Source organism: Planctomycetota bacterium (assembly GCA_033763975.1).
GTDB lineage: Bacteria > Planctomycetota > Phycisphaerae > Phycisphaerales > UBA1924 > RI-211.
In genome coordinates this window covers 114,141-138,123 of the sequence record JANRJM010000002.1, presented here as the reverse complement: position 1 = coordinate 138,123, position 23,983 = coordinate 114,141, and the positions used below count along the sequence as shown (strand labels likewise).

Here is a 23,983-nt window from a genome sequence, read left to right as displayed (position 1 = left end):
ACTAGTCCTCGTCGCGCCGGTTCTTCCAGCGGGGTTTGGGGTTCTCGGGCTTCTCGATGGTGGTGCCGGCGACCTTGACCATTCCCGGGCCGAGGGCGGCCTCGAACTGCGGGAGCATGTCGGGCGCGAGCGCGACGCGGAGGCGCGCGTCGGCGGCGAGCGTGGCGACCTGGTGCTCGGTGCCGATGACGATCTCGACCCCGAAGAGCGCCGGCCCGCCGGGCTCCTTCAGCGATTCGGCGGCGGGCGGGGCGGTCGCGGCGCCGCCGCGGACGATCTCGGCGAGGCGCGAGACGGCGGCCTCGGCCTGGCCGTTCAGGCGGACCTCGTCGACGAACAGGCGCAGGCGCCCCGCGTCGACCGGCACGCCGTCGATCGGCACCAGGCGATCCACGATCACCTGCGCATCACCCCGCGAGTGGTCGAGGCGTCCGAGCACGAAGACGACCTTCTCGGCCTCGGCCAGGTGCCCGTAGCGCACGAACGCGTCGGTGAAGAGCACGCTGTCGCACGAGCCCGAGAGGTCTTCGACGGTCACGATGCCCATCTTCTGACCCGCCGAGCGCCCGTTGCGCACGACGATCGTCCGCACCGACTGCACCATGGCGTACAGCACGACGCGCGCGTCCTGCGGCAGGTCCTTCAGCCCCGCGGTCGTGCTGGTCGCGAACACCTGCCCCCACGCGCGCCAGCGCTCCAGCGGGTGGCTGCTCACGTAGAAGCCCAGCGCTTCCTTTTCCTGTCGGAGCGTTTCGGCCTCGGACCATGGCTCCACGCGCGCCAGCGGCGGGGTCACGCCCGCACGCTTCGCGGGGGCGTCGGCCGGGCCGAAGAACAGCCCGCCCTGCCCGGCGGCCTTGTCGGCCGCGATGTTCGCGCCCGCCCCCAGCGCCTGGTCGATGGTCGCGATCACCGCGGCCCGCTGCGGGCGCCCGTGGATCGCGTCGAACGCGCCGCTGCGCACCAGGCTCTCGATCGTCGGGCGCGTGAGCACGCCCGGGGGCAGGCGCTCGCAGAAGTCGAACAGGCTCGTGAACACCCCGCCCCGCTCGCGCTCGCGGATGATCGCCTCGATCGCCTTGTCGCCCGCGCCCTTGAGGGCCTTGAGCCCGAAGCGGATGTGCGGGTGCCCGTCCGCCTCGGCGCGCACGACCGTGAAATCCGCCTGCGAGAGATTGATGTCCGGGGGCTTCACCTCGATCCCCGTGCGGATCGTGACGCCCGAGGCGGGGTCGACGACGCGCGTGCGACGGCAGTCGTCGAGGTACGGGATCCACTCGCTCACCTTGTTGGCCTGGCTCTCGTACGTGAGGAACGCGGCCATGTACTGCGCGGGGAAGTAGGTCTTCAGGTACGCCGTCTGGTACGCGACGATGGCGTAGCCCGTGCTGTGGCTCTTGTTGAAGCCGTAGCCGGCGAACTTCAGGATGAGTTCGAAGAGGTCCTCGGCGTTCTTTTCGGAGAGCCCGTGGGCCTGCGCGCCCTTGACGAACTTGGGGCGCTCCTTGGCGATCTTGTCTTCCTTCTTCTTGCTGATGTTCTTGATGAGGGTGTAGGCGTCGCGCAGGGAGATCCCGCCCAGGCCGTGCACGATCTGCATGACCTGCTCCTGGTAGACCATGACGCCGTAGGTCTCGCGCGTGAACGCGTCGACGATGTCGTGGACCTGCGGCACGGGCTCGGTGCCGTGCTTGCGCCGGTTGTAGTCGGGGATGAGGTCCATCGGGCCCGGTCGGAAGAGCGCGTTGGCGGCGATGAGGTCCTCGAGGCGGTCGGGCTTCATCTCGACCAGCAGCCGGCGCATCCCGCCGGATTCGAACTGGAAGATGCCGGTGGTTTCGCCCCGGCGGAAGAGCTCGAAGACGCGCTGGTCGTCGTAGGCGAGGCGGTCGAGGTCGAGGGGGTGCGGCCCGCCGTCCGTGGGGCGTCGACCGACCCCGGCCCACACATCCTCTTCCGCAATCGTCGCGCGGATCAGCGCCTTGGCGCGCTCGATGACGCTGAGCGTGCGCAGGCCCAGGAAGTCCATCTTCAGCAGGCCCATCTTCTCGCACGTCGGGCCGTCCCACTGCGTGATGATCGCGTCGAGCCCCTCGGTGCCGGGCTGCTTGTAGAGCGGGACGATCTCGTGCAGCGGGCGGGTGGCGACGATGACGCCCGCGGCGTGGACGCCCGCGTGGCGCGTGTGCCCCTCGAGCTGGACGGCGTTGTCGAGCAGCCGCTGGAAGCGGGGCTCGCTCGCCGCGAGACGGCGCAGCTCGGGCTCTTTCTCCAGCGCCTCCTCGATGGTGATGTTGAGCTGCTCGGGCACGAGCTTGGCGACGCGGTCGACATCGGGCAGCGGGATCTCGAGCACGCGTCCGACATCGCGGATGGCGGCGCGGGCCTTGAGCGTGCCGAAGGTGATGATCTGCGCGACGTGCCCGTACTTGCGCCGCACGTAATCAATCACCGCGGCCCGGCCGTCCTGGCACAGGTCGATATCGATATCGGGGTACTCGCTGCGGTCGGGGTCGGTGAAGCGTTCGAAGAGCAGGCCGTACTGCACGGGGCAGGCGTTGGAGAGGCCCAGCACGTAGCCGACCATGGTGCCGACGCCCGAGCCACGGGCGTTGGCGGGGATGGCGCGCTGGCGTCCCCAGTTGACGAAGTCCCAGACGATGAGGAAGTAGGCGGAGATCTTCTTGCCCGCGAGGATGCCCAGCTCGCGCTCCAGGCGCTGGGACTTCTCGTCGGCGCCCGGGGCGTGCCCGTAGCGCCAGCGGAAGCCGGCCTCGGCGAGCATGCGGAGCGCGGCGTCGCAGTCGGCGTTGGCCTTGGCCGTCTGCTCGGGGGTCGGGGCGGTGGTGAAGGGGCGCAGCTCGAACGCGGCGCAGTAGGCCTTGTACCACGCGGTGAGGTCGCCGGCGAAGGCCGGGTCGGCGGGGTCGGGCAGGGTGCCGGGGCCGGGCACGTCGATCTGCACCGCGGGCGAGTTGTTGGCGCCCAGCGGGAGGTCGACGGCGCAGCGGTCGGCGATCGACGCGGCGTTGTCCAGCGCCTCGCGCCCGGCGTCGGCGTAGGCCTCGAACATCGCCTCCATCTCGGCGGGAGACTTGACGTACAGGTCGCGCGGGTAGCGCAGGCGGTTGGTGTCTTCCTTGCCCTTGCCCGTGCTGATGCAGATGAGCGTGTCGTGCGCGTCGTGATCGTCGGCCTTCAGGAAGTGCGCGTCGTTGTCGCACACCAGGGGCGCGCCGATCTCGCGCGCCAGGCGGATCAGGTGCGGGTTGATCGCGTTCTGCTCGGGGATGTGGTGCTGGAGTTCGACGAAGAAGCGGGGCGGCGAACCCGCGCGGTTGAAGACCCGCGCGTGCCACTCGGCCGACTCGCGCGCGAGGGCCCAGTACTTCTCATCGCGCGAACGGTGGTACGCGAGGAGATGGTCGCCGATCTCGCTGCCCAGGTGCCCGTTGATGGCGATGAGCCCGGCGCTGTGCACCTCGAGCAGTTCTCGATCGATGCGGGGCTTGTAGTAGAAGCCGGTGAGGTACGCCTCGCTCGCGAGCACCAGCAGGTTGCGCCAGCCTTCGTTGGTCTCGGCGAGCAGCACCAGGTGGAACCCGCCCTCGCCCCCGCCGCTGTACGTGCGGTCGGTGCGGGGCTTGCCCGGCGGGGTGACGTAGGCCTCGCACCCCAGGATGGGCTTGATGCCCTTGTCCTTGCAGGCCAGGTAGAACGCGGCCGTGCCGAAGAGGTTGCCGTGGTCGGTGATCGCGCACGCCTTCATGCCCAGTTCGGCCACGCGCGCGACGAGCTTCTCGACCTGGTTCCCGCCGTCGAGCAGCGAGTACTCGGTGTGCAGGTGCAGGTGCGTGAACTCGCCCGGCCTGGCCCGATCCTGCCCCATGCGACCTCCGTGTGCCTCAGCGTATCCGCCGCGTCGCGCGTGCTCTTCTCAGTCTGGGTGGCACGGGCGTCCCGCCTGTGCATCGTTCCGGCCTCGTACGTCCGCAAATCACGGCGCGGCCCCCGCGCCCTCCGCACGGGCCGCACACCCGCGCACCCGGGCGTCCCGGCGGGCGCCCTTCGCTGGCGTTCGTCCCGTCGCGTGTCACGTTCATCTCGACCGCCGACATCACCCGGCTCGCCGCCGGGACCAAGAGGAGATCGAGAGATGAAGACGACCCGCCTGATTCCCGCCGCCCTTCTTGCCTCGCTCGCCCTCGCGGGCGCGGCGGGCGCCTCGACGATCGACGTCCGCTTCACGGGCACGCAGCGGGGCAGCAACGTCCGCATCACCAGCCCCGACCTCACGGGCGCCGTGTTCGCCGGCCAGCTCAAGCACCGGCTCTCCGACGGCCCGGCCGCCCTCAACGGCGACTGGATCACCTTCTGCACCGATCTCGCCCAGCACGTCACGTCCAACACCCGCTCGTACGAAGTGGTAGACGTCGCGATGCTCCCCGGCTCGTCTCCGATGGGCGCCGACGCGGCCCTCGCCATCAACGACCTCTACGCCTTCTCCAACGGCGCGCAGCTCTCGACCTCGACCAGCAACGACCTCGCCACCGCCTTCCAGCTCGCCGTGTGGGAGATCGTGGTGGACTTTGATCCCGAAGCCCCCGGCTTCAACCTCAGCGTCTTCGACGGCGACTTCCGCGCGACCAAGTCCGACGGCTCAAACCTCTCGTCGGGCGTGCTCACGCACCTCTCCTCGCTCTTCGGCGCCATCGGCGGTTCGCACGCCCCCGCGTCGCTGCTCGGGCTTCGCAGCGGCCAGCACCAGGACCAGTTGATCCCCGTGCCCGCGCCCGGAGCCACCGTGCTCGCCGGGCTTGGCCTCGTGTGCGTCTCGGCCCGACGCCGCACCCGCTGAACACACCCCGTCTCACCAACGCCAGACAGGACGTCTCGGCAGACACCGCCTGCGCCGCCGGATGACCCACTCCCATCCGGCGGCGTGGCGTTTTTGCACCCGGGCATCCCGGGGGGCCCACGTCTTCGCCCCGCCGTTTCCTACACTCCCGCGCATGCCCTTCCACCCCAGCGGCCTCACCACGTCCACCCCCTCCGGCAAGGTCAACCCCCGCCTCGACGCGCTCGCCCACGGCGGCGGGCCCATCCTCACCAAGCGCATCCCGTCGTGGCCCTACGCCGACCCCAAGGACCGGCACATCGTCGGCTACGACGAGTTCGTCCGCACCGGCGGCTACGTCGGGCTCCGCAAGGCCCTCACGCTGAAGCCCGACGCCGTCACCGAGGAGGTCAAGAAGAGCGTGCTGCGCGGGCGGGGCGGGGCCGGGTTCCCCACCGGCCTCAAGTGGACGTTCCTGCCCAAGCTCGGCACCGACGACCAGGGGCGCGAGGCCGACCCGGGCGTGCGGTACCTGGCCATCAACGCCGACGAGAGCGAGCCGGGCACGTTCAAAGACCGCCTGCTGATGGACTTTGACCCCCACCTCATGCTCGAGGGCATCGCGATCTGCTGCTACGCCTGCCGCATCAGCCGCGCGTACATCTTCATCCGGGGCGAGTACCACCACCAGGCCCACGTGCTCGAAGAGGCCATCAAGGAGGCGTACGCGCACGGCGTCTTCGGCGGCAACGGCCTCATGGGCGGCGCCGACACCGCGCGCGGCGGGCCCTGGAAGGTCGAGTGCCACGTCCACCGCGGCGCGGGCGCGTACATCTGCGGCGAGGAGACCGGCCTGCTCGAAGCCCTCGAGGGCAAGCGCGGCTGGCCCCGCATCAAGCCCCCCTTCCCCGCCGTCAAGGGCCTCTTCGGCAAGCCCACCATCATCAACAACGTCGAGACCCTCGCCCACCTCCCCAGCATCATCGAGTTCGGGGGCGAGTGGTTCACGAAGCACGGCACGCCCAGCTCGCTGGGCGCGAACACCCCCGGCTCGTTCGGCACCAAGCTCATGGGCGTCTCGGGGCACGTCAACCGCCCGGGCGTCTTCGAGCTCGAGCTCGGCACGCCGCTGCGCGTCATCGTCGAGGAGCTCTGCGGCGGGATCCGCGCCGGCAAGAAGTTCAAGGGCGCGATCGCGGGCGGGGTCTCGATGGGCATCCTCGGCCCCGACCAGTACGACGCCGAGATGGACTTCGACATCGGTCGCAAGTACAACGTGCTGGGCCTGGGCACCGCCTGCCCGACGGTGTTCGACGAGGACACCGACATGGTGGGCGTGGCGCGGAACATCGCCCGGTTCTTCAAGCACGAGTCCTGCGGGCAGTGCACCCCGTGCCGCGAGGGCAGCGGGTGGCTTTACCAGCTCATGTGCCGCATCGAGGAAGGCAACGCCAAGACCAAGGACCTCGACCTCGCGCTGGAGATCGCCACGAGTATGGGGAGCATGCCCGGGACGACGATCTGCGGCCTGGCGGACGGCAACAACTGGGCCGTCCGCACGATCATGAACAAGTACTGGAGCGAGTTCGAGAAGAAGGTGAAGCCCACGTTCGTCGCCGTCAAGGTGAGCATCGGCGCCGACGCCAAGCGTGCCGTCGCGGGCGGCGCGAAGGCGTAGGCGGCCGGGTTTCCTCGTTCGTCAGAACACGCGGCTCGGGGCGGGGGTTGCTCCGGGACGGGGCCTTTCAGGCCCTGTGCATGGTCATCCCGGCACGCACTGACTTCCGCAGACGGAAGTCAGTGGCACGAGACACGAAGTTTCCGTGTGTGTGCCACCAGCCGCCGAGAAGATGCGACGAAGCCGATGAAGAAAGCGCAAAGAACACCGGGCGCGGGGATGGTGGCCACAAACCCGTCGCGGACCTGACCCGGCAGGCCGGTGTACCCGACGATGGTCATCCCATCCGCCGATACCGCGGTTGCCGTGAGCAGATTGACCCCCGCCGGCACCTGCACGCCGTGGAACGCGAGGTAGTCGCTCAGCCGCTCCATGCCGCGATCGGGCGTCCAGATCGCCGCTGTCTGCCCACCACCGTCGAGTTGGCCCACAACAACCGTGCCCGCATCGCTCACGCCGTAGGCCCGACTTCGGATGGATCCCGGCGCGAGGCCCAGCGACGTCGGCACGCCGTTCATCCACATGGTCGCGACCTGCTCGAAAGGACCGGGACTCGCGTTGCCCACGATAATGCTGCCGTCGAAGTTGACGCCGAACGCCTGCGCGTCGTTGGACGCGTCCAGCCCCGGCAACGGCTGCATGCCGAGGGTCGAGGTCCACACGAACGCCTCGTTGCGGCCCGCGCTCCCTCGCCCATGCCCGACAATCGTCGTGCCGTCACGCGAGATCGCCGCGGCCTCGCTGTAGAAGTGGTCCGGCCGCGCGAAGCCCAGCCCGACAAGCCCGGTGCTTTCCGTCCATCGGAACGCCTGGCCGACGGCGTCGCTGCCGAACGGCGTCGCACGCCCGACCGCGATCGACCCGTCGCCGCTGAGATCCATCGTCTGCGTCGTCGCGTACCCGGGCAGGAACCCGAGCATCTGCAACGCTGCGTTGCCCACGCGGTAGCGATATGCCTGCGTCCCGTCGAACCCGCCGACGTACAGGGCGTCCCCGGAGATCGCGAGCGCCCGCGACGTGCCCGGCATGCCCGGGAGCAGGCCGAAAGCGTTCAGACCCCCACCGCGCGTCCAGGTGAATCCCGCGCCGGAAACCGAGAGTTGGCCGGCAGCTACTTGGCCGTCGTCGGACAGCGCGTACACGCGCCCGACGCGATCCGAGTCCGGGTACCCAATCAGATCGAACGTCTGCCCCGCCGCGGGCGCGGCCACCACGCCCGAGACAGGGCGGCTGCCAGGGCGAGGGTGGTGGGTGCGTGCCGCATACGTATCAAGGTACCGCCACTCGTGATTCTGGCAACCGGCGCGTGTGAAGGGTTTGCGCCCGGCGGGTGGCCGGCGGGGGCGGATCGCGGGTCTGTGGCCGCCCAACCCCGCGCGGCGCGGGCGGGCAACAATCCCGCAGCGGGCACGGGGTGCCCGGGGCCCGTCGGGAGCACACCGGACATGAAGACCCAGCCGTTGGTCGCGCCCGTGCCAGCACCGATCGAGGTCCACGTTTCGCGGCCAGACACCACCATGCGCGCGCTCATCAAGCACCACGCCGGCCAGGGCCTCAAGTTCATCCCCGATCACCCCCGCCCCGAGCCCGGCCCGCGCGATGTGCTCATCCGCGTGCGCAAGGTCGGGATCTGCGGCACGGACCGGCACATCTGGGAGTGGGACGCGTGGGCGTCGGGTCGCATCCCGGTGGGCATCGTCACCGGGCACGAGTTCGTGGGCACCATCGAGCGCGTCGGCAGCGCCGCGACGAAGTACCGCCCCGGGCTGCGCGTGAGCGCCGAGGGGCACGTCACCGCGTGGAAGGACTACAACAGCCGCACCGGCAACGCGCACATCGCCAGCGATACCAAGATCATCGGCATCGACCGCGACGGGTGCTTCGCGGAGTTCGTGGTCGTGCCCGAGGACAACGTGTGGCCCGTGCACGAGTCGATCCCCGATCGCGTGGCGGCGGTGCTCGATCCCCTGGGCAACGCGGTGCACACCGTGATGGCGGCGAACGTGTCGGCCAAGAGCGTGCTCGTGACGGGCACGGGCATCATCGGGCTCATGGCGGTGACGGTGGCCAAGGCCGCCGGCGCCGGGCGGATCTTCGCGACCGACATCGACCCGCGCCGGCGTGCGCTGGCGAAGAAGCTGGGCGCGGTCGAGGCCTTCGACCCGCGCGACGACGCGTGGATTAGCGAGGTCCGCAGGTCCTGCCGGGGCGAGGGGGCCGACGTGCTGCTGGAGATGAGCGGCGCCGAGGCCGCCCTGTCGCAGGGGCTCGAGGGGCTGCGCAACGGCGGCACCGCCGCGCTGCTGGGGCTCTTCAAGGGCCCGATCCGGTTCGACATGAACCGCCTGGTGATCTTCAAGGGCTGCACCGTGCTGGGGATCAACGGGCGCAAGATGTTCGAGACCTGGTACCAGATGGAAGAACTGCTGCTCAGCGGCAAGCTGGAGCTGGACGAGATCATCACGCACGAGTTCCCGCTGGAACAGTTCGAGAAAGCGCACGAGACGATGATCTCGGGCGAGGGGATCAAGGTCGTCATGCATGTCGGGTAGCGTGCGCCCGGGCGTGCTGCGATCCGAGCGCCTCGCGGCGCGCGCCGTGCCGCACGCGTTCACGACGCGCGTCGGGGGCGTCTCGGCGGGCGTCTTCGCGTCGCTGAACTTCGGCAATCCGATGGACCTGGCCGGCGAGGACCGCGACCCGACGTCGAACATCGCCGAGAACTTCCGGCGGGTGCTGGTCGAGGTCGGGGCGGCGGGGCGCGAGGTGGTGCAGACGTACCAGGTGCACGGCGCGCGGGCGCAGGTCTTCCGCGCGGGCGATCCGTCGCGCGACGCGGGGACGCAGGGCGCGCTGGACTTCAAGGCCGACGCGCTCGTGACCGACGACCCCGCGCGCGTCCTCGCGGTGCGCGTGGCGGATTGTGCGCCGGTGCTGCTCGCGAGCGAGGACGGGCGCGTGGTCGCGGCGGTGCACGCGGGGTGGCGGGGCGTGGTCGCGGGTGTCGCGTCCGAGGCGGTGCGGGCGATGCACGCGCTCGGCGCGACGAGCATCATCGGCGCGATCGGCCCGTGCATCGGCCCGGACGAGTTCGAGGTCGGCCCCGAGGTGCTCGCGGAGTTCCGGCGCGTCTTCGGCCCCGACGCGCCGGTGCGCGAGCGCGCGGGCGGCAAGGGCGACGTGGACCTGAAGGCCGCGTTGCGCACGCAGCTCGCGCGCGCGGGCGTATCCGAACTCGACGTGCTCCCCGGGTGCACGGCGGGCGAACCCGCGCGGTTCTTCTCGCACCGGCGCGACAAGGGCGTGACGGGGCGGATGGTGGGGCTCGTGGGGCCGCGGTGAGGGGCGGCGCTACTCCTCGGGCGAGTGCTCCCGCCATCGCGTGACCCTGAGGGCCGGCGCGAACGCCGATTCGTCGAACGTGTAGAACTGCGCGATGGTCTGTGCGCCCGTCGAAGTCTCGGCCAGGGCGGGGGTCACCTGCGTGGTGTACACGCGTCGCGGGGCGTACACGCGGAGGGTGTAGGTCGCCGCCGGGTTGACGCCGCCGAAGTGGGCGACGAGCGGGAGCTGGCCGGCATGCCCGGACGCGACGCCGATGTCGCGCCGCGCGATGAACGCGGTGTTGTCCTCGTTCCAGAGTTCCACGCGGGTGCCCGCGCCCGCGTGGTTGATGCCGCCGGGCCCGCGTCCCAGGACGCGCACGAGCAGGTACCGCGTGCTGGCGAGCTGGTTCGAGAAGAGGAGCGTGGTGTTGGTGGCAAGTTCGCCCGACACCGCGAGATCGAGGTTGCCATCGAGATCGATGTCAACGAAGGCGCACCCGCCCGCGCGCGTGCGGGTCGAGACGCCCTGCAGATCGTCGCGGGTGAAGGTCCACGTCGGCGCGCCGCCGTTGCCGTACAGCTCGCCCTGCCCGTTGGCCGCGGTCAGGAACAGGTCCTGGTCTCCGTCGTTGTCGAAGTCGCCGAACGCGCAGCCGACGACGCCGGCCGTGGTCGTGAGGCCCGCCGTCGACGCGACGTTCGCGAAGGACCCGCCCGTGTTGCGGAAGAGGTATGGCGTGGCGCCGCGCTGCCGTCGGGCCACGAACAGGTCGAGGTCGCCATCGTTGTCGTAGTCGACCCAGGCGGACCCCATCTTGTGCGCCCCGCCGGTGGCGACGCCCCCGGGCAAGGCCGCGCCGACGTATCCACCCGCGCCGTCCGACAGGAACAGCCGTCCGCCGTTGTAGTGATAGAAGAAATCGGGGAAGCCGTCGGCGTTGACATCGGCGGAGGAGACCGAGTCGCCGTCGCCGGCGTTGGGCGCTCCTCCGGGGAGCATCGCGGGCGCGGGCGTGAACGTGACGACGCCGTTCGCGTCGCGCGAGGCGAGCAGCGCGAGATTCCCGCTGGGTCCGAGGATGGCGACATCGCAGAGCCCGTCGGCGTTGAGATCCGCGGCCACGAGCCCCTCGGCCCCGCTCTGGCCCGGCACCGTGAGCAGCGACGACGTGTCGAGCGTCCCCGAACCGTTGTTGATTACCGCGCGGGGCTGCCCGTTCACGAGCCCGGCGAAATCGAGGTGCCCGTCCGCGTTCAGATCGGCGAACGCGCCCTGGGCCGAGAATGCGGGCACCGCAAGGGGCACGAACGTGCCGTTCGTGTTCGAGAGCAGGCGCGTCGTGGCGCCCCCGGTGAGCATGACCCCGGGCCACAGGTTGGCGTCGATGTCGCCGAACGCCAGCCCCGCGGACTGCCCGGATGACACGGCGAAGCCGAACCCGCGGAATCGCCCGCTCTCGATGTACGCGGGCAGGTACGGCGCTGCCTGCGAGGACTGCACCACCCGTACGTTGTCGATGCCCCAGGATTCGTCGTTGAGGCCCTGGAGGTTCGAGGCGCCGAACGAGATGAAGGTGGAGGTTGTTTCCGCGGTGAACTCGATGACAACGCGCCGGAAGATCGCGTCTTCCCACTGGTACGCGACCAGGTTCTGGCCCCAGACCTCGGGCACGTCTGGCCAGGAATAGGCGTTCGCGGAGCGCCCGTAGTGCGTGGGGAAGGCGTACGTGGCGCGCCATACCTCCTCGCCGTCGACATTCACGAAGAACACGTCGGGGCCGACGGTCGTGCTCACGCCGTCCCAGCTGTCGAGCATGCAGGCGTCGAAGATAAGCGTGTAGTCGCGTCCGGCCACGGTCGAGAGGCGCAGGCTCAGCGAGGTGTTCCCGTGGGCTCCCGCGAAGCGGGTGAGTGTCGCGCTCGAGGCGGTCGTGGTGCTCGTCCATTCGGGCCCCGGCGTAGACGCGGCCTCGAAGTCGGTGAAGTACGGGATCGTCGCCGAAGGGCCGGTCACCTCGTACGCGCCGATGTCGAACGCCGGCCCGCGCGGGCGCGGCTGCCCGCGCCGGTCCACGGTCGTGATCGTCGCGCCGTTCATGCCCACGTCGATGGCGGGCGACGTGCTCTGGATGTTCCAGTTCGACGAGGGGTTGATGAACCGGGGATCGGCGAAGACATCGGTCGTCTGCGCGGATGTGCCCTCGTGGTCGGTCGTGTTGCCGAAGAACAGGTTGTGCGAGTGCGTGAGTGCGCCCCCGTCGAGGTCCAGCCCGCGCGTCGAGGTGTAGAAGATCGAGTTGCGCACCGTCGCCGAGCCGCTCTGCACCCGCACGCCCGCGCTCGCCTGCGACACCAGCGTGTTGTTCCACGCCGTCACCGTCGGGCCCGCAACCCCGATGCGCCCCACGAGCATCCCCCCCCCGCCCGGGCGGAAGAGCGTGTTGACCACGGTGACGCTTCCCGATTCGGCGGTGATCCCCCAGCCCGGGTTGTTCTGCAGCGTGCACTGCTCCACGCGGACGGCCCCGGTGGTCTGCGAGAGCACCGCCCCGCCGGGGATGTCGCGCAGCGTGCACGAACTCAGCGTCACGGAGGCGTTGCCCGTCGCCACGACGCCCGCGTCGCGGACGGTGCACGAGACGAGCGAGAGCGAGCCGCCCGTGACGAGCACGCCGTCATCCGTTGCGGAGCGGATGACGCAGGATCGGAGCATGCCGTCGACGCCGGACCACACGACGCAGCGCGTGCCCCGGCGGATGTTGATGCGTTCGAAGTCGATGTAGTTGTGCGAGACGGTGAGCGTCGCCGCGCCGGTCGCGTCGATGGTGGGCGTCCCGCGCGGGTCGCCCGTGAAGACGCCCTGATAATCGCCCACGACGCGGATCCGCGCGGTGGGAGTTCCGGACCGCACGCTCGCGACCGCGCCGGTGTACGTCCCCCGACCCACGTAGATGGTGTCGCCCGGCTGCGCGAGCGCCAGCGCCCGGTTGAGCGTCCGGACCGCGGTGGCGGGCGACTGCCCGGTGTTCGCGTCGTTCCCGACGGTCCGGACGTACAGCGTCCCCGCCCAGGCGGGCACGCACGCCGACATGAGGCACGCGAGCCACAGGATCAGTCTCACGCGTCGGGTCTCCGGGTGTTCGCGCTTGCAGGCGGGGAATCGGCGAGAACACCAGCGGGCTTGGACAAAGCCTGCGCAGGGCGCCGCGCCGGGGCCGTCCGCGCGTGCCCGCGGCCCCGAGACGCGTCCGAGAACGTGCGATCAGGGCGACGAGGCGTCGGCCCGGAGCGACGCCGCGATCGCGACTTCCTGCAGGCGCAGGCTCGCCTGCTCCAGGTCGCCTTTGGCGCGCGAGAACGCCCCGGTGTCGACGCCCCGCCAGTCGCGCTCGCCCGAGGCGATGAGGGCCCGCACGCCGGCGAGGCGCGCGTCGAGATCCGCGGCGTAGGCGGGGTCCAGGGCCGCCCGGTGACGCTCGAGCGAAGCCCCGATCCACCCGACGTCCAGCCGTGCGGCGGCGACCAGGTCGGCCACGCGCCGGCGGGTCATGTCCTCGCGCGCGTGCGCCAGGCTCTCGCGCTCGATGCGTTCGATCTCGCCGGCCGAGAGCCCGTGCGTGGGGATCACCTGCAGCGACGCCGCCTTGCCGGACCGCCGCTCGCGCGCCGAGACGTGCAGCACGCCGTTGGCGTCGACGAGGAACTTGACCTCGACCTGCGCGAGCCCGGCGGGCATCGGCGGGATGCCCCGCAGGTGAAACTCGCCCAGCGTGCGACAGTCCGCCGCCATCTCGCGCTCGCCCTGCACCACCGTCAGGCGGATCGCCGTCTGCCCGTCGACCTGCGTCGAGAACATCTCGGTGGCGACGGCGGGGATCGTCGCGTTCTGCATGATGATCTTCGCCACGCCCCCGCCGGCGGTCTCGATGCCCAAGGACAGCGGGATCACGTCCAGCAGCAGCGCGTCGCGCCGCGCGCCCGAGAGGATCTGCGCCTGCACCGCGGCCCCGAGCGCCACGACCTGCTCGGGGTCCAGCGCGGTGTACGGCTCGATCCCGAAGAACTCCTGCACCCGCCGGCGCACCAGCGGGAGTCGCGAACTCCCGCCCACGAGCACGACCGCGTCCACGGGCGCGCCGTCCAGCTCGCCCGACGCCTGCAGCAGCGTCCGCCGGCACGACTCGATCGTCCGCTCCACGAGCGGCGCGATCAGCTCCTCGAACTCCGCGCGCGTGATCTCCGGCTCGAGCACGCCCCCCGCGTGCTCCACGCGCGCCCGTGCGGCCTCGCGGGCCGAGAGCTCGATCTTCACGCGCTCGGCCTCGCGCAGCAGGTCGGTGCGGACATCCGACGTCTCCACGCCACCCGCCCGCGCGTGCGCGTCCAGGCGTGCCGCGAGCAGGCGGTCGAAGTCGTCGCCCCCCAGGCGCGTGTCGCCCCCGACGCCCAGCACGCGGAAGAAGAACGGCTCGTCGCCCGTCGCGGGCAGCAGGCGCAGCACCGAGACGTCGAACGTGCCCCCGCCCAGGTCGTACACCACGATGGTCGACGGGCGGCGCGACGCGGCCCCGCCCGCGCCGATGCCGTACGCCAGCGCCGCCGCGGTCGGCTCGGGCACGAGGCGCACGACGTCGAGCCCAGCGAGCTGCCCGGCGGCCCGGGTCGCCTGGCGCTGCGCATCGTCGAAGTACGCCGGCACGGTGATCACCGCGCGCGTCACCGGCTCGCCCAACGCCCGCTCCGCCCGCGCCTTGAGCGCGCGCAGGATCATCGCCGAGACTTCTTCGGGCGTCACGACGCGGTCGGGGGCGGATCCCTCGCCCGGCACGCGCACGCGGGCCGACCCGTGCTCGCCGGGCACGACCTCGTACGACCGGAACGGCGCGTCCGCCGACACCTCCGCCGCACTGCGACCCATGAGGCGCTTCACGCTGGCGATCGTGCGGCCCGGGTCCGCGTGCGCGCGAGCGCGCGCGTCGTGCCCGACCTCGACGGCGCGCAACCCGAGGTGCACGACGCTCGGCAGGGTCGCGCGACCGGCGTCGTCGGGGATGACGCGCGGCCCGCGCGCGTCGGCGATGGCGACGAGGCTGTTGGTGGTGCCGAGGTCGATGCCGACGATGGGGCCGCTGGCCGTCATGCTCGCAGCGTAGGGATTGGCGGGCAGCGCCTACGGGGGCGAGACCCAGGCGAGTTCCGCCAGCCGGGCGGCGAGGCGCGCGACGTCCGGGCGCGCGTCGATCTCGTCGAGGACCACCGTGCTGCGTCGCCCGTCGCGCGCCAGGTAGAACGAGCCCTCGCCGGGCCCGGGCGCACCGGCGCTGACCGCGCCCGGCGCATCGGCGTCGATCGCGGCGGCGAGGCGCCACACTTCGGCACGCTCGTCCGGGCGGAGCACGCGCACCAGACCGGGCGCGGGCGTGCGTTCATGACGGACGCCCAGCCCGGCGCGCAGCGTGCCGTCCGCCTCGACGATGTACCACGCCGGGGCGAGCGCCGTTCCCGCAGCGCCCCGCACGCTCAGGCCGAGCGCGAAATCCGGGGGCGGCGTCCCCGCCGGGCGCGGGGGCGCGGCGCACGATCCCGCGACGAGCAGCGCGACGAGCAGGGTCCGCACGGGTCGATCCATGGGGCGATCGTACCCCGCGCACGAAAACGCCCCGGGCGAGGGCCCGGGGCGCGAGTTCAGCCGTGCGTGTCGGCCCGCGAGGATCGTGTTACGGGCAGTTCGCCCCGCCAACGACCTGCTCGAGGCTCATGATGTCGTCCTGGTCGACGTTGCCGTCGCGGTTGAAGTCCGGATCAGCCGCGGAGCAGGTCGGGTCGCCGCCGACGACCTGCGCGAGGCAGGCGATGTCGTCCTGGTCGACGTTGCCGTCCTGGTTGAAGTCGGGGTCGCAGGTCGGCCCGCCGTTCGGGTAGCACACGCCCGTCAGGAAGATCGAGTACGGGGTGGTGCTCGACGCCACGGCGCCCGACCAGGCGAAGACGGGGCCGGCGCCGGCGTTCGCGGGGTGTTCGATGTTGAACGGGGTGTTCGGGAAGATGAGCGCCCCGCAGCCGTTGGACACCGGGTCGTGGTTGTAGCGGCTGACGGCGAGGTAGTAGTTGCCCGGGGCGGTCACCAGCGCGTTGGAGAGTCGCGACTGGAGCGTCGCATCGCCAGGCTGGCCGTCCGGCACGTCGTCGTTGGCGGCGACGCCCGTGCCATCGGCGCGGAACAGGAAGAGCTGCGTGTCGAGCGTGGTGCCCAGGTACGTCGTCGCGCTGAACGACGCGGGATCGCAGATCTCGATGAGGTACATGTTCGCCTCGTTCGCGGCGTCGAACACGCCGTCGATCTGCGTCAGCGATCCGCTGCCCGAGGGGATCTCGGCCGTCGCGGGCAGGCTGCTCCCGCTGGAGTAGACCGACGCCGCGTTCGCGACGGCGACCGTGACGTTGCCCGTCGCGGTGCGCGACTCGGCGTCGGTGACGGTGAAGGGCAGGGGGTAGTTCCCGGTGGAGTATCCGGCCTCGATCGAGCGGACCGCGCCGTAGACGTTGTCGCCCGCGGCGCCGTCGCCGTTCAGGCCGTCGTCCAGCAGCACGATGTTCGACGCGAGCCCGACCGCCGAGCCGTCGAGCGTGACGCTGACGCCCGTGCTGGGCGGGTTGTTGCCGGGTGAGACGGTGACGCGCATGATCGCCGTGCCGCCGTCGGCGGGCGTGACGCAGCCGGCGTACGAGCCCACGGCGCCCAGGGGCAGCGTCGGGTTGAAGTCGATCTGCCAGGAGTTGAGCGTGCCGGTGTCGCCGCCGAGGTCGTCATCAATCACCAGGTCCCACGCGCCGTTGGAGTCCTGCCCGTTGAAGCCGGCCAGGTTCGCGAGGTAGGTCGTGGGGATCACGATCGTGCCGGTCCAGCCGGGGGTCCCGCCCTCGGGGCGGAAGTCGCCCGTGAACGGCGCGACCCCCGCGCTGATGGAGGTCACCGCCGAGTCGATGAACCGCGTGTCGATGAAGTTGTCGCCCGAGCCGCCGCTGTCCGTGGTCAGGTGCAGCGTCTGCCCATTGAACACCAGCACGATGTCCAGGTCGCCGGTGTAGGTGTGCGTGATGTTGATGGTCACGGCCAACGCCGTGATGCTCGTGGGTCCGCCCGACACCGTGATGGTGTCCTGCACGGACGGCCCGCTCGAATCCGGGATCGCCAGGAACGGGCTTGAGGTAAAGACCTGTCCGTACGCCACCGAACCAGCGGTGAGCGCCGCCAAGGCCAAGATGCGAGCAGTGCGCGAGTTCATCACCCGTTCTCCCTTGTAAATACCGACCCCCGTCCGCGACCGCTCATGCGATCGCCTCACACGGCATTCAACCGCGCCACGGGGGTTTGTCAAGGCTCCGCCAGCGGTTCTCTTGGGCGATCGCCGCCCCAGCGGAAAAAAACACCCCGGGGCGGTGAAGCCCCGGGGTGCGGTCAGGAACACGATGGGCGGGTCGGGCGCGGCGTAGCCGCATCGACCCGCGTGGAAATCACTTACGGGCAGGGGGAGCCGGCGACGACCTGCTCGAGGGCAGCGATGTCGTCCTGGTCCACGTTGCCGTCCTGGTTGAAGTCAGGATCGACCCCACCACCCAGGCAGCCGGGGTTGCCGGCGACGGCCTGAGACAGGCAGGCGATGTCGTCCTGATCGACGTTGCCGTCCTGGTTGACGTCGGGGTCGCAGGGCGACCCGCCGCAGCCGTTGCCGAGGGTGAGCGTCGCCCACCAGTTCTCGGTGTTGGTCCCGCAGACCGAGACGTTGGTGAAGTTCGTGGAGGCGATGAAGAAGACGTACTCGCCCGGGGGCAGGTTGGCGGCGGAGACGTTGAAGCTGGGGTCGCACGCCGTGTTGTTGCCCAGCGCGATGATCGAGATGTCGAAGGTCGCGCAGTCGTTGATCTGAAGGAGGTAGGCGTTGACCGGGATCTGCGCCTGGCCGGTGACGGTCACCGAGTCGACGTCGCCGAGCGTGAAGGTGAACCAGTCGGTGTCACGCGTGGTGTTCGGGATGACGAAGGTCGTGCCGATGATCGTCTCGCCGCAGGCGATGGGCAGGAACGACGGCGGGGTGCTGTTGCAGCCGGAGTTGATGGTGTCGGGGTTGTTGCCGCAGGCCTCGGCCTCGGTGGTCCCGCTGCCCGGCGGGGTGTAGGGCGTGGAGGGCGAGGACGTGAAGGTCACGACGCCCGCGCCGGACTGGCCCGCGAAGCCGGAGACGCGGACGAGGACCGGAACGCCGGCCGTCACGCTGGGGATCTCGATGCGGCTCTGGAGCCCGCACGCGTCATCGTTGCAGAGGACCGACGTGCCGCAGGCGCTCAGCACCTCGAGCACGGTGTCGTAGCCCGAGCCGCAGGTCTCGATCAGCCCGCAGCCGCTGTTCGTCGGGGTCCAGAGGTAGAAGATGTCGGGCGAGGCGGCCGAGCCGCCGCAGACGCCGGGGCCGTTCGCGAGAGCGCCGGTCGTGTCGAAGGAGATCGTGGCGTCGCCGGTGGCCTCGGCGTTGGCGCAGAGGTCGTTGGGCTGAGGACCGGGGAAGAGCTGCGCGATGTTCAGCACGCCAGCGCCGGTGTCGCCCTGCCAGCCGGCGACGCGGATGGTCAGCGGCACGCCAGCGGTGACGTCGAGCTGGATCCCGCTCTGCAGGCCGCAGAAGTCGTCGTTGCAGGCGATCTCGGCCGCCTGGCTGCAATCGGAGTAGGCCGTCAGGATGGTGTCGACGGCGGAGTTGCAGGTATCGATCTGGCACAGCCCGGTGAAGGTGGGGGTGTAGGTGAAGTAGATGTCCGACGAGCCGGGGTCGGCGCCGAACCCGCACGAGGCGAAGCCCTCGGTGCCGGTGCCGGAGTTGTCCCAGCTGAACGAGCCTTCGCCCACGGCGGTCGCGTTCGCGCACAGGTCGTTGGTGGCGGGGGCCAGCTCGGTGATCGTGAACGTGCCCGAGCCGCGCGCCGCCGACGACCAGGACGCGATGCGGACGATGACCGGCACGCCGGTCGTCACCGGGATCTCGACCTGGCTCTGCAGGCCGCAGGTGTCGTCGTTGCACGCGATCTCGCCGGCGAGACACTCGGACAGCACCGTGAGGGTGGTGTCCAGGCCCGTCTGGCCGCAGGTGTTGATGCGGGCGGTGCCGGTGAACGTCGGCGTGTAGAGGTAGAACACGTCGTAGTTACCGATCGGGCAGGTCACCGCGGCGTACTCGGTGTTCGCCAGCGTGTTGTCGAAGGCGTGCGTGCCCTCGCCCACCGGGGTGGCGTTGATGCACAGATCGTTCGGCGGGCCCGGGGGCGGCGGGGGTGGCGCGCCGGGGCTGAAGTCCAGCGTCCAGGAGTTCAGCGTGCCGACGTCGGCGCCGATGTCGTCGTCGATCACCAGGTCCCACGCGCCGTTGGAGTCCTGACCGTTGAAGCCGGCCAGGTTCGCCAGGAACACGCCCGGGATCACGATCGTGCCGGCCCAGCCCGGATCCCCGCCCTCGGGGCGGAAGTCGCCGGTGAACGGCGCGAGGCCCGCGGTGATCGACGTCGCGGCCGAGTCGATGAAGCGCGTGTTGGTGTAGTTGTCGCCGCTGCCGCCGTTGTCGGAGGTCAGGTGCAGCGTCTGGCCGTTGCGCACCAGAACGATGTCAAGATCGGCGTCCCACGTGTGCGTGATGTTGATGATCACGGCCATGTTCGAGATGCTCGTCGGGCCGCCGGTCACCGTGATGGTGTCCTGCACCGACGGGCCGGGCTCATCCGGGATCGCCAGGCCCGGCGACGACGTGTACTGCTGGCCCATGGCGGTGTTGAACCCCGCCAGTCCAGCGGCAGCGGCGAGGAACGCCGCCACCTTCATGCGATTCTGCCTCATTCGACACACCCTTTCTGAATCGGAAGACACGAGCGCCCCCACAAGAGACTCGCCGGACGCCGGCGTGGGAGCAGAAGCGCCCATTTGACACAAAATCTGCGCGAAGTCAAGCGATTGGCGGGAACATGTACTTGACCGTCTCTTTTCCAGTGGGAAATGCGGGTCGTCTGTCGCCCGGCCGCGCATCCAATCCCCAGGTCCGAAAACACAAACACCCCGGGGTGTTGCTCCCCGGGGTGCGGTCAGGAACTGCGATGCGACTGCGAAGTCGCTTTCAGATCAGTGCTTCCGTCACGGGCACGGCGAGCCGGCGACGACCTGCTCGAGCGTCGAGATGTCGTCCTGGTCGACGTTGCCGTCCTGGTTGAAGTCAGGATCGACCCCGCCGCCCAGGCAGCCGGGGTTGCCGGCGACGGCCTGCGCGAGGCACGCGATGTCGTCCTGATCGACGTTGCCGTCCTGGTTCACGTCGGGGTCGCAGGGCGCCCCGCCGCAGCCGTTGCCGAACGTGAGCGTGGCCCACCAGTTCTCGGTGCCCGTGCCGCAGACGGCGACGTTCGTGAAGTTGGTGGACGCGATGAAGAACACGTAGTCGCCGGCGGGAAGGTCGGCGGCGGTCGCGGTGAAGCCGGGGTTGCAGCTCGTGTTGTTGCCGGTGGCAAGGATGGTGATGTCGAAGGTCGCGCAGTCGTTGACGCGCATGATGTAGGCGTTGACGGGGATCTGCGCCTGCCCGGTGACCGTCACGCTGTCGGTGGCGCCCAGCGTGAAGCTGAACCAGTCGGTGTCACGCGTGGTGTTGGGGATGACGAACGTGGTGCCGATGATCGTCTCGCCGCACGCGATGGGCAGGTACGACGGCGGGGTGCTGTTGCAGCCCGCGTTGATGGTGTCGGGGTCGTTGCCGCAGGCCTCGGCCTCGGTCGTCCCGCTGCCCGGCGGGGTGTAGGGCGTGGAGGGCGAGGACGTGAACGTCACGGTGCCCGCGCCGGCGGCGGCGTTGAAGCCCGACACTCGGACGAGGATCGGCGTGCCAGCGGTGACGCTCGGCAGCTCGATGCGGCTCTGGAGTCCGCACGCGTCGTCGTTGCAGTTCAGCGACGTGCCGCAGACGCTCAGCACCTCGAGCACGGTGTCGAAGCCCGAGCCGCACGTCTCGATCACCCCGCAGCCGGTCGTGGTCGGCGTCCACAGGAAGAACACGTCGGGCGAGGCGGCGGAGGCTCCGCAGGCGCCGGGGCCCTCGGGCGTGGCCGTCGTCGTGTCGAACGCGAACGCGCCGTCGCCGACGGGCTCCGCGTCCGCGCACGCGTCGTTCGGCGGCGGGGGCGGGGGCGGGGGCGGGGGTACCGGGTCAAAGTCGAGCGTCCAGGAGTTCAGCGTGCCGACGTCGCCCCCGGCGTCATCGTCGATCACCAGGTCCCACGCCCCGTTGGCGTCCTGCCCGTTGAAGCCAGCAAGGTCCGCCAGGAACACGCCCGGGATGACGATGGTGCCGGTCCAGCCGGGATTTCCGCCCTCGGGGCGATAGTCGCCGGTGAACGGGGCGGCGCCCGTGGTGATGGAGGTCGCCGCAGCATCGATGAAGCGCGTGTCGACGAAGTTGTCCCCGCTGCCGCCGTTGTCGGAGGTCAGGTGCAGCGTCTGCCCGTTGCGGACCAGCACGATGTCGAGATCGGCGTCCCACGTGTGCGTGATGTTGATGGTGACGGCCATGTCCATGATGCTCGTCGGTCCGCCGGTCACCGTGATGGTGTCCTGCACGGAGGGACCGACCGAGTCCGGGATGGCGAGTGAGGGGGACGACGTGTACTGCTGGCCGTACGCGGTGTTGAACCCCGCGAGGCCGGCGACGGCGGCGAGGCAGGCCGCCGCCCGAGACCGAGAAATCATCATGGACACACCCTTTCGATGTGCTGCGCTCGCGGGCGTCCCCGAGGGTGAGTCCTGCCGCTGCCCGCTTTCGAGTTCCCCACCGCAATGGACCACGACTTGGGCGTGCGGCAACGCGAGCGCATCAATCTGCCGTTCAGACGACGCGTAACTGGTAAAACCCCGAGATCGCGGGACGTCCGGAGCCAGAGGCCGCGGCCGGGCGCGCCGTCCCCGCCCGGGCGCCCGCGTCGCTACCCTCGGGCCATGCTGATTTCCGTGGCATGGCTGCGCCGGTACCTGGACGCGGAGGTCTCCGCACCGGACATCGAGCGCGCCCTCATCGACGCCGGATTCCCGGTAGAGCACCGCGAGCCGCTCCCGGATGGCGACGTGCGTCTGGATGTTGAGGTCACAAGCAATCGCGGCGACTGCCTCTCGCACCTGGGGCTCGCGCGCGAGGCCGCCGCCCGGCTGGGGATCGGCCTGCGCCCCCCGGTCGGCCCGGCGTTGGTCGAAGGGCCCAAGCCGGTGTCGGGGGTGGCGTCGCTGGAGAACCTCGTGCCCGAGTCGTGCCCGTGGTTCACGCTGCGGGTGGTCCGGGGCGTGCGGGTGGGCCCGAGCCCGGCGTGGCTGCGCGAAGCGCTGGAGAACGCCGGGCAGCGGTCCATCAACAACGTCGTGGACGTGACGAACTTCATCGCGGGCGAGCTCGGCAACCCGTGCCACGCGTTTGATCTGGATGCGCTCGACGGGCGGGCGCTCGTCGTGCGCCGGAGCACGCCCGGCGAGACGCTCACGACGCTCGACGGCAAGGTGCGCACGCTGGCGGGCGACGAGATCGTGGTCGCCGACCGCGCCCGACCGCAGAGCCTGGCGGGCGTGATGGGCGGGCAGGCGAGCGAGGTCACCGAGCGCACGCGCGACGTCGCGTTCGAGATGGCCACGTGGGACCCGGTGGCGGTGCGCCGGTCGTCCAGGCGGCACGGGCTGCGGACGGAGGCGTCGCACCGGTTCGAACGCGTGGTGGACGCGCGGACGATCGACGAGGCCGCTCGGCGTGCGGCGGGGCTGCTGGCCGAGGTCGCCGGCGGGTCGGTCTGCGCGGGCGTGCTGGAGGGCGGGCGGCCCGTGCCCGGGCCGACGCGGGTGGTGCTGCGCCCCAGCCGCTGCCGCGCGCTGCTGGGCGTGGAACTGGGCGTCGACGAGATGGTGGGGGCCCTCGGGCGGCTGGAGATCGGCGTCGAGCCCGTGGGGCGCGCGGGCGAGTCGCTGGTGTGCACCATTCCCCCGTTCCGCCCGGACGTGACGCGCGAAGCGGACGTCATCGAGGAGGTCGCGCGGGTCGTGGGCTTTGCTCGCCTGCCGGTGCGCGAGCGCGTCGAGATCGCGGTGCGGCCAGCGCAGCCGACCGAGCGGGCGCGCCGGCTGCTGTCCGAGGTGCTGGCCGGGCTGGGCTTCTACGAGGTCGTGACGTTCAGTTTCACGGGCGAGAAGGCGGCCGGGGCGTTCTGCCCGCGGGGCGTCACGCCCGCGCGCGTCGACGACGAACGCCGGGGCGAGGAGCCCGTGCTGCGCCCCAGCCTGATGCCCGGGCTGCTGGCGTGCCGCCGGACGAACCAGCGCGCGTTCGTGCGGGTCGAGGGCGGCGTGCGCCTGTTCGAACTGGCGCCGGTCTTCGGCGAGCGCGACGGCGCGAGCATCGAGCACCGCGCGACGGGCCTGCTGCTCGACGTGCCGGTCCGCGGCAAGAGCGCGACCGTGGCGGACCTGCAGGCGGGGCTGCGCCTGCTGCGCGGCGCGGTCGACGCGCTCGCCGAGCGCCTCGCCGGCGCGACGGTCGAACTGACGCCCGGCGCGCCCGACCGGCCGGGCCTGGATTCCCGGGCGTTCGCGCGCGTCCTGCTGCGGGGCAAGGACATCGGCTGGATGGGGCTCATCGCCCCCGAGGCGCAGAAGATGTTCGACCTCGACACGCCCTGCGCCGCGTGCGAGCTCGACACCGACGCGCTGCTGGCGGCGTACCCGCCCGTCGCGACGGTGCGGGCACTCCCCGCGTTCCCGGGTATCGAGCGCGACATTTCGCTCATCGTGCCCGAGGCGACCACATGGGCCGCGATCGAGGCGGCGACCCGGCGCGCGGCGGGCGGGGGCGGGCCCTTCGAGGGCGTCGCGTTCGTCGGCACCTACCGGGGATCGCAGATCGGCGCGGGGCGCAAGTCGGTCACGATCCGCCTGTCGTACCGCGACGCGACCCGGACGCTCCGCCACGAGGAGATCGACGGCCCGGCGGGCACGCTCCAGGAGGCGCTCAAGGCGGCCCTGGGGGCGGAAGTTCGGGCGTGAGAAGCGGGGTTTTCCGGCGCGGCGCTCACTACGATCTGTCGGCG

13 protein-coding genes are annotated in these 23,983 nt (G+C 71.0%); 5 read left to right on the top strand and 8 right to left on the bottom strand.

Annotated features, from left to right (window positions below):
* Window position 1: 1 nt before the first annotated feature.
* Window positions 2–3,889 carry a DNA polymerase III subunit alpha gene (dnaE, locus tag SFY69_01825; GenBank protein MDX2130775.1) on the bottom strand — a complete coding sequence of 1,296 codons (3,888 nt, stop codon included), beginning with the start codon at window positions 3,887–3,889 and terminating at the stop codon, window positions 2–4.
* Between the two features lie 267 nt (window positions 3,890–4,156).
* On the opposite strand from dnaE, the gene SFY69_01820 reads away from it, so the two are divergent.
* The gene (locus tag SFY69_01820; protein MDX2130774.1) at window positions 4,157–4,858 is read left to right on the top strand and encodes a PEP-CTERM sorting domain-containing protein; all 702 of its coding nucleotides are present in this window, start codon (window positions 4,157–4,159) and stop codon (window positions 4,856–4,858) included.
* Window positions 4,859–5,012: 154 nt separating this feature from the next.
* Complete coding sequence (gene nuoF, locus SFY69_01815; protein MDX2130773.1) at window positions 5,013–6,515, top strand: NADH-quinone oxidoreductase subunit NuoF; 1,503 nt, start codon at window positions 5,013–5,015, stop codon at window positions 6,513–6,515.
* Between the two features lie 119 nt (window positions 6,516–6,634).
* Here nuoF and SFY69_01810 read toward each other — a convergent pair whose 3' ends face one another.
* On the bottom strand, window positions 6,635–7,657 hold the full coding sequence (locus SFY69_01810) for a hypothetical protein (GenBank protein ID MDX2130772.1): 1,023 nt from the start codon (window positions 7,655–7,657) through the stop codon (window positions 6,635–6,637).
* Between the two features lie 303 nt (window positions 7,658–7,960).
* Here SFY69_01810 and tdh point away from each other — a divergent pair, with 303 nt between their 5' ends.
* Complete coding sequence (gene tdh, locus SFY69_01805) at window positions 7,961–9,067, top strand: L-threonine 3-dehydrogenase (protein ID MDX2130771.1); 1,107 nt, start codon at window positions 7,961–7,963, stop codon at window positions 9,065–9,067.
* Window positions 9,057–9,857, top strand: a complete 801-nt coding sequence (locus SFY69_01800) for a polyphenol oxidase family protein (protein ID MDX2130770.1) — start codon at window positions 9,057–9,059, stop codon at window positions 9,855–9,857. The genes tdh and SFY69_01800 overlap by 11 nt, the downstream gene beginning before the upstream one ends.
* 9 nt (window positions 9,858–9,866) lie before the next feature.
* Here SFY69_01800 and SFY69_01795 read toward each other — a convergent pair whose 3' ends face one another.
* The 6 genes from SFY69_01795 to SFY69_01770 all read right to left on the bottom strand — a co-directional run bounded on the left by SFY69_01795 (window position 9,867) and on the right by SFY69_01770 (window position 21,617).
* Window positions 9,867–12,962 carry an FG-GAP-like repeat-containing protein gene (locus SFY69_01795; GenBank protein ID MDX2130769.1) on the bottom strand — a complete coding sequence of 1,032 codons (3,096 nt, stop codon included), beginning with the start codon at window positions 12,960–12,962 and terminating at the stop codon, window positions 9,867–9,869.
* A 141-nt stretch (window positions 12,963–13,103) separates the two neighbouring features.
* On the bottom strand, window positions 13,104–14,981 hold the full coding sequence (locus tag SFY69_01790) for an Hsp70 family protein (GenBank protein MDX2130768.1): 1,878 nt from the start codon (window positions 14,979–14,981) through the stop codon (window positions 13,104–13,106).
* Window positions 14,982–15,011: 30 nt separating this feature from the next.
* The gene (locus SFY69_01785) at window positions 15,012–15,470 is read right to left on the bottom strand and encodes a hypothetical protein (GenBank protein ID MDX2130767.1); all 459 of its coding nucleotides are present in this window, start codon (window positions 15,468–15,470) and stop codon (window positions 15,012–15,014) included.
* Window positions 15,471–15,558: 88 nt separating this feature from the next.
* Complete coding sequence (locus SFY69_01780; GenBank protein ID MDX2130766.1) at window positions 15,559–17,127, bottom strand: choice-of-anchor X domain-containing protein; 1,569 nt, start codon at window positions 17,125–17,127, stop codon at window positions 15,559–15,561.
* Window positions 17,128–17,360: 233 nt separating this feature from the next.
* The gene (locus SFY69_01775) at window positions 17,361–19,721 is read right to left on the bottom strand and encodes a proprotein convertase P-domain-containing protein (GenBank protein MDX2130765.1); all 2,361 of its coding nucleotides are present in this window, start codon (window positions 19,719–19,721) and stop codon (window positions 17,361–17,363) included.
* A gap of 291 nt (window positions 19,722–20,012) precedes the next feature.
* Window positions 20,013–21,617 (bottom strand): proprotein convertase P-domain-containing protein, encoded by a 1,605-nt coding sequence (locus SFY69_01770; GenBank protein ID MDX2130764.1) that lies wholly within the window; start codon window positions 21,615–21,617, stop codon window positions 20,013–20,015.
* Window positions 21,618–21,860: 243 nt separating this feature from the next.
* Between SFY69_01770 and pheT the strand changes: the two genes are divergently transcribed.
* Window positions 21,861–23,939 carry a phenylalanine--tRNA ligase subunit beta gene (gene pheT / locus SFY69_01765; protein ID MDX2130763.1) on the top strand — a complete coding sequence of 693 codons (2,079 nt, stop codon included), beginning with the start codon at window positions 21,861–21,863 and terminating at the stop codon, window positions 23,937–23,939.
* Window positions 23,940–23,983 lie beyond the last annotated feature (44 nt).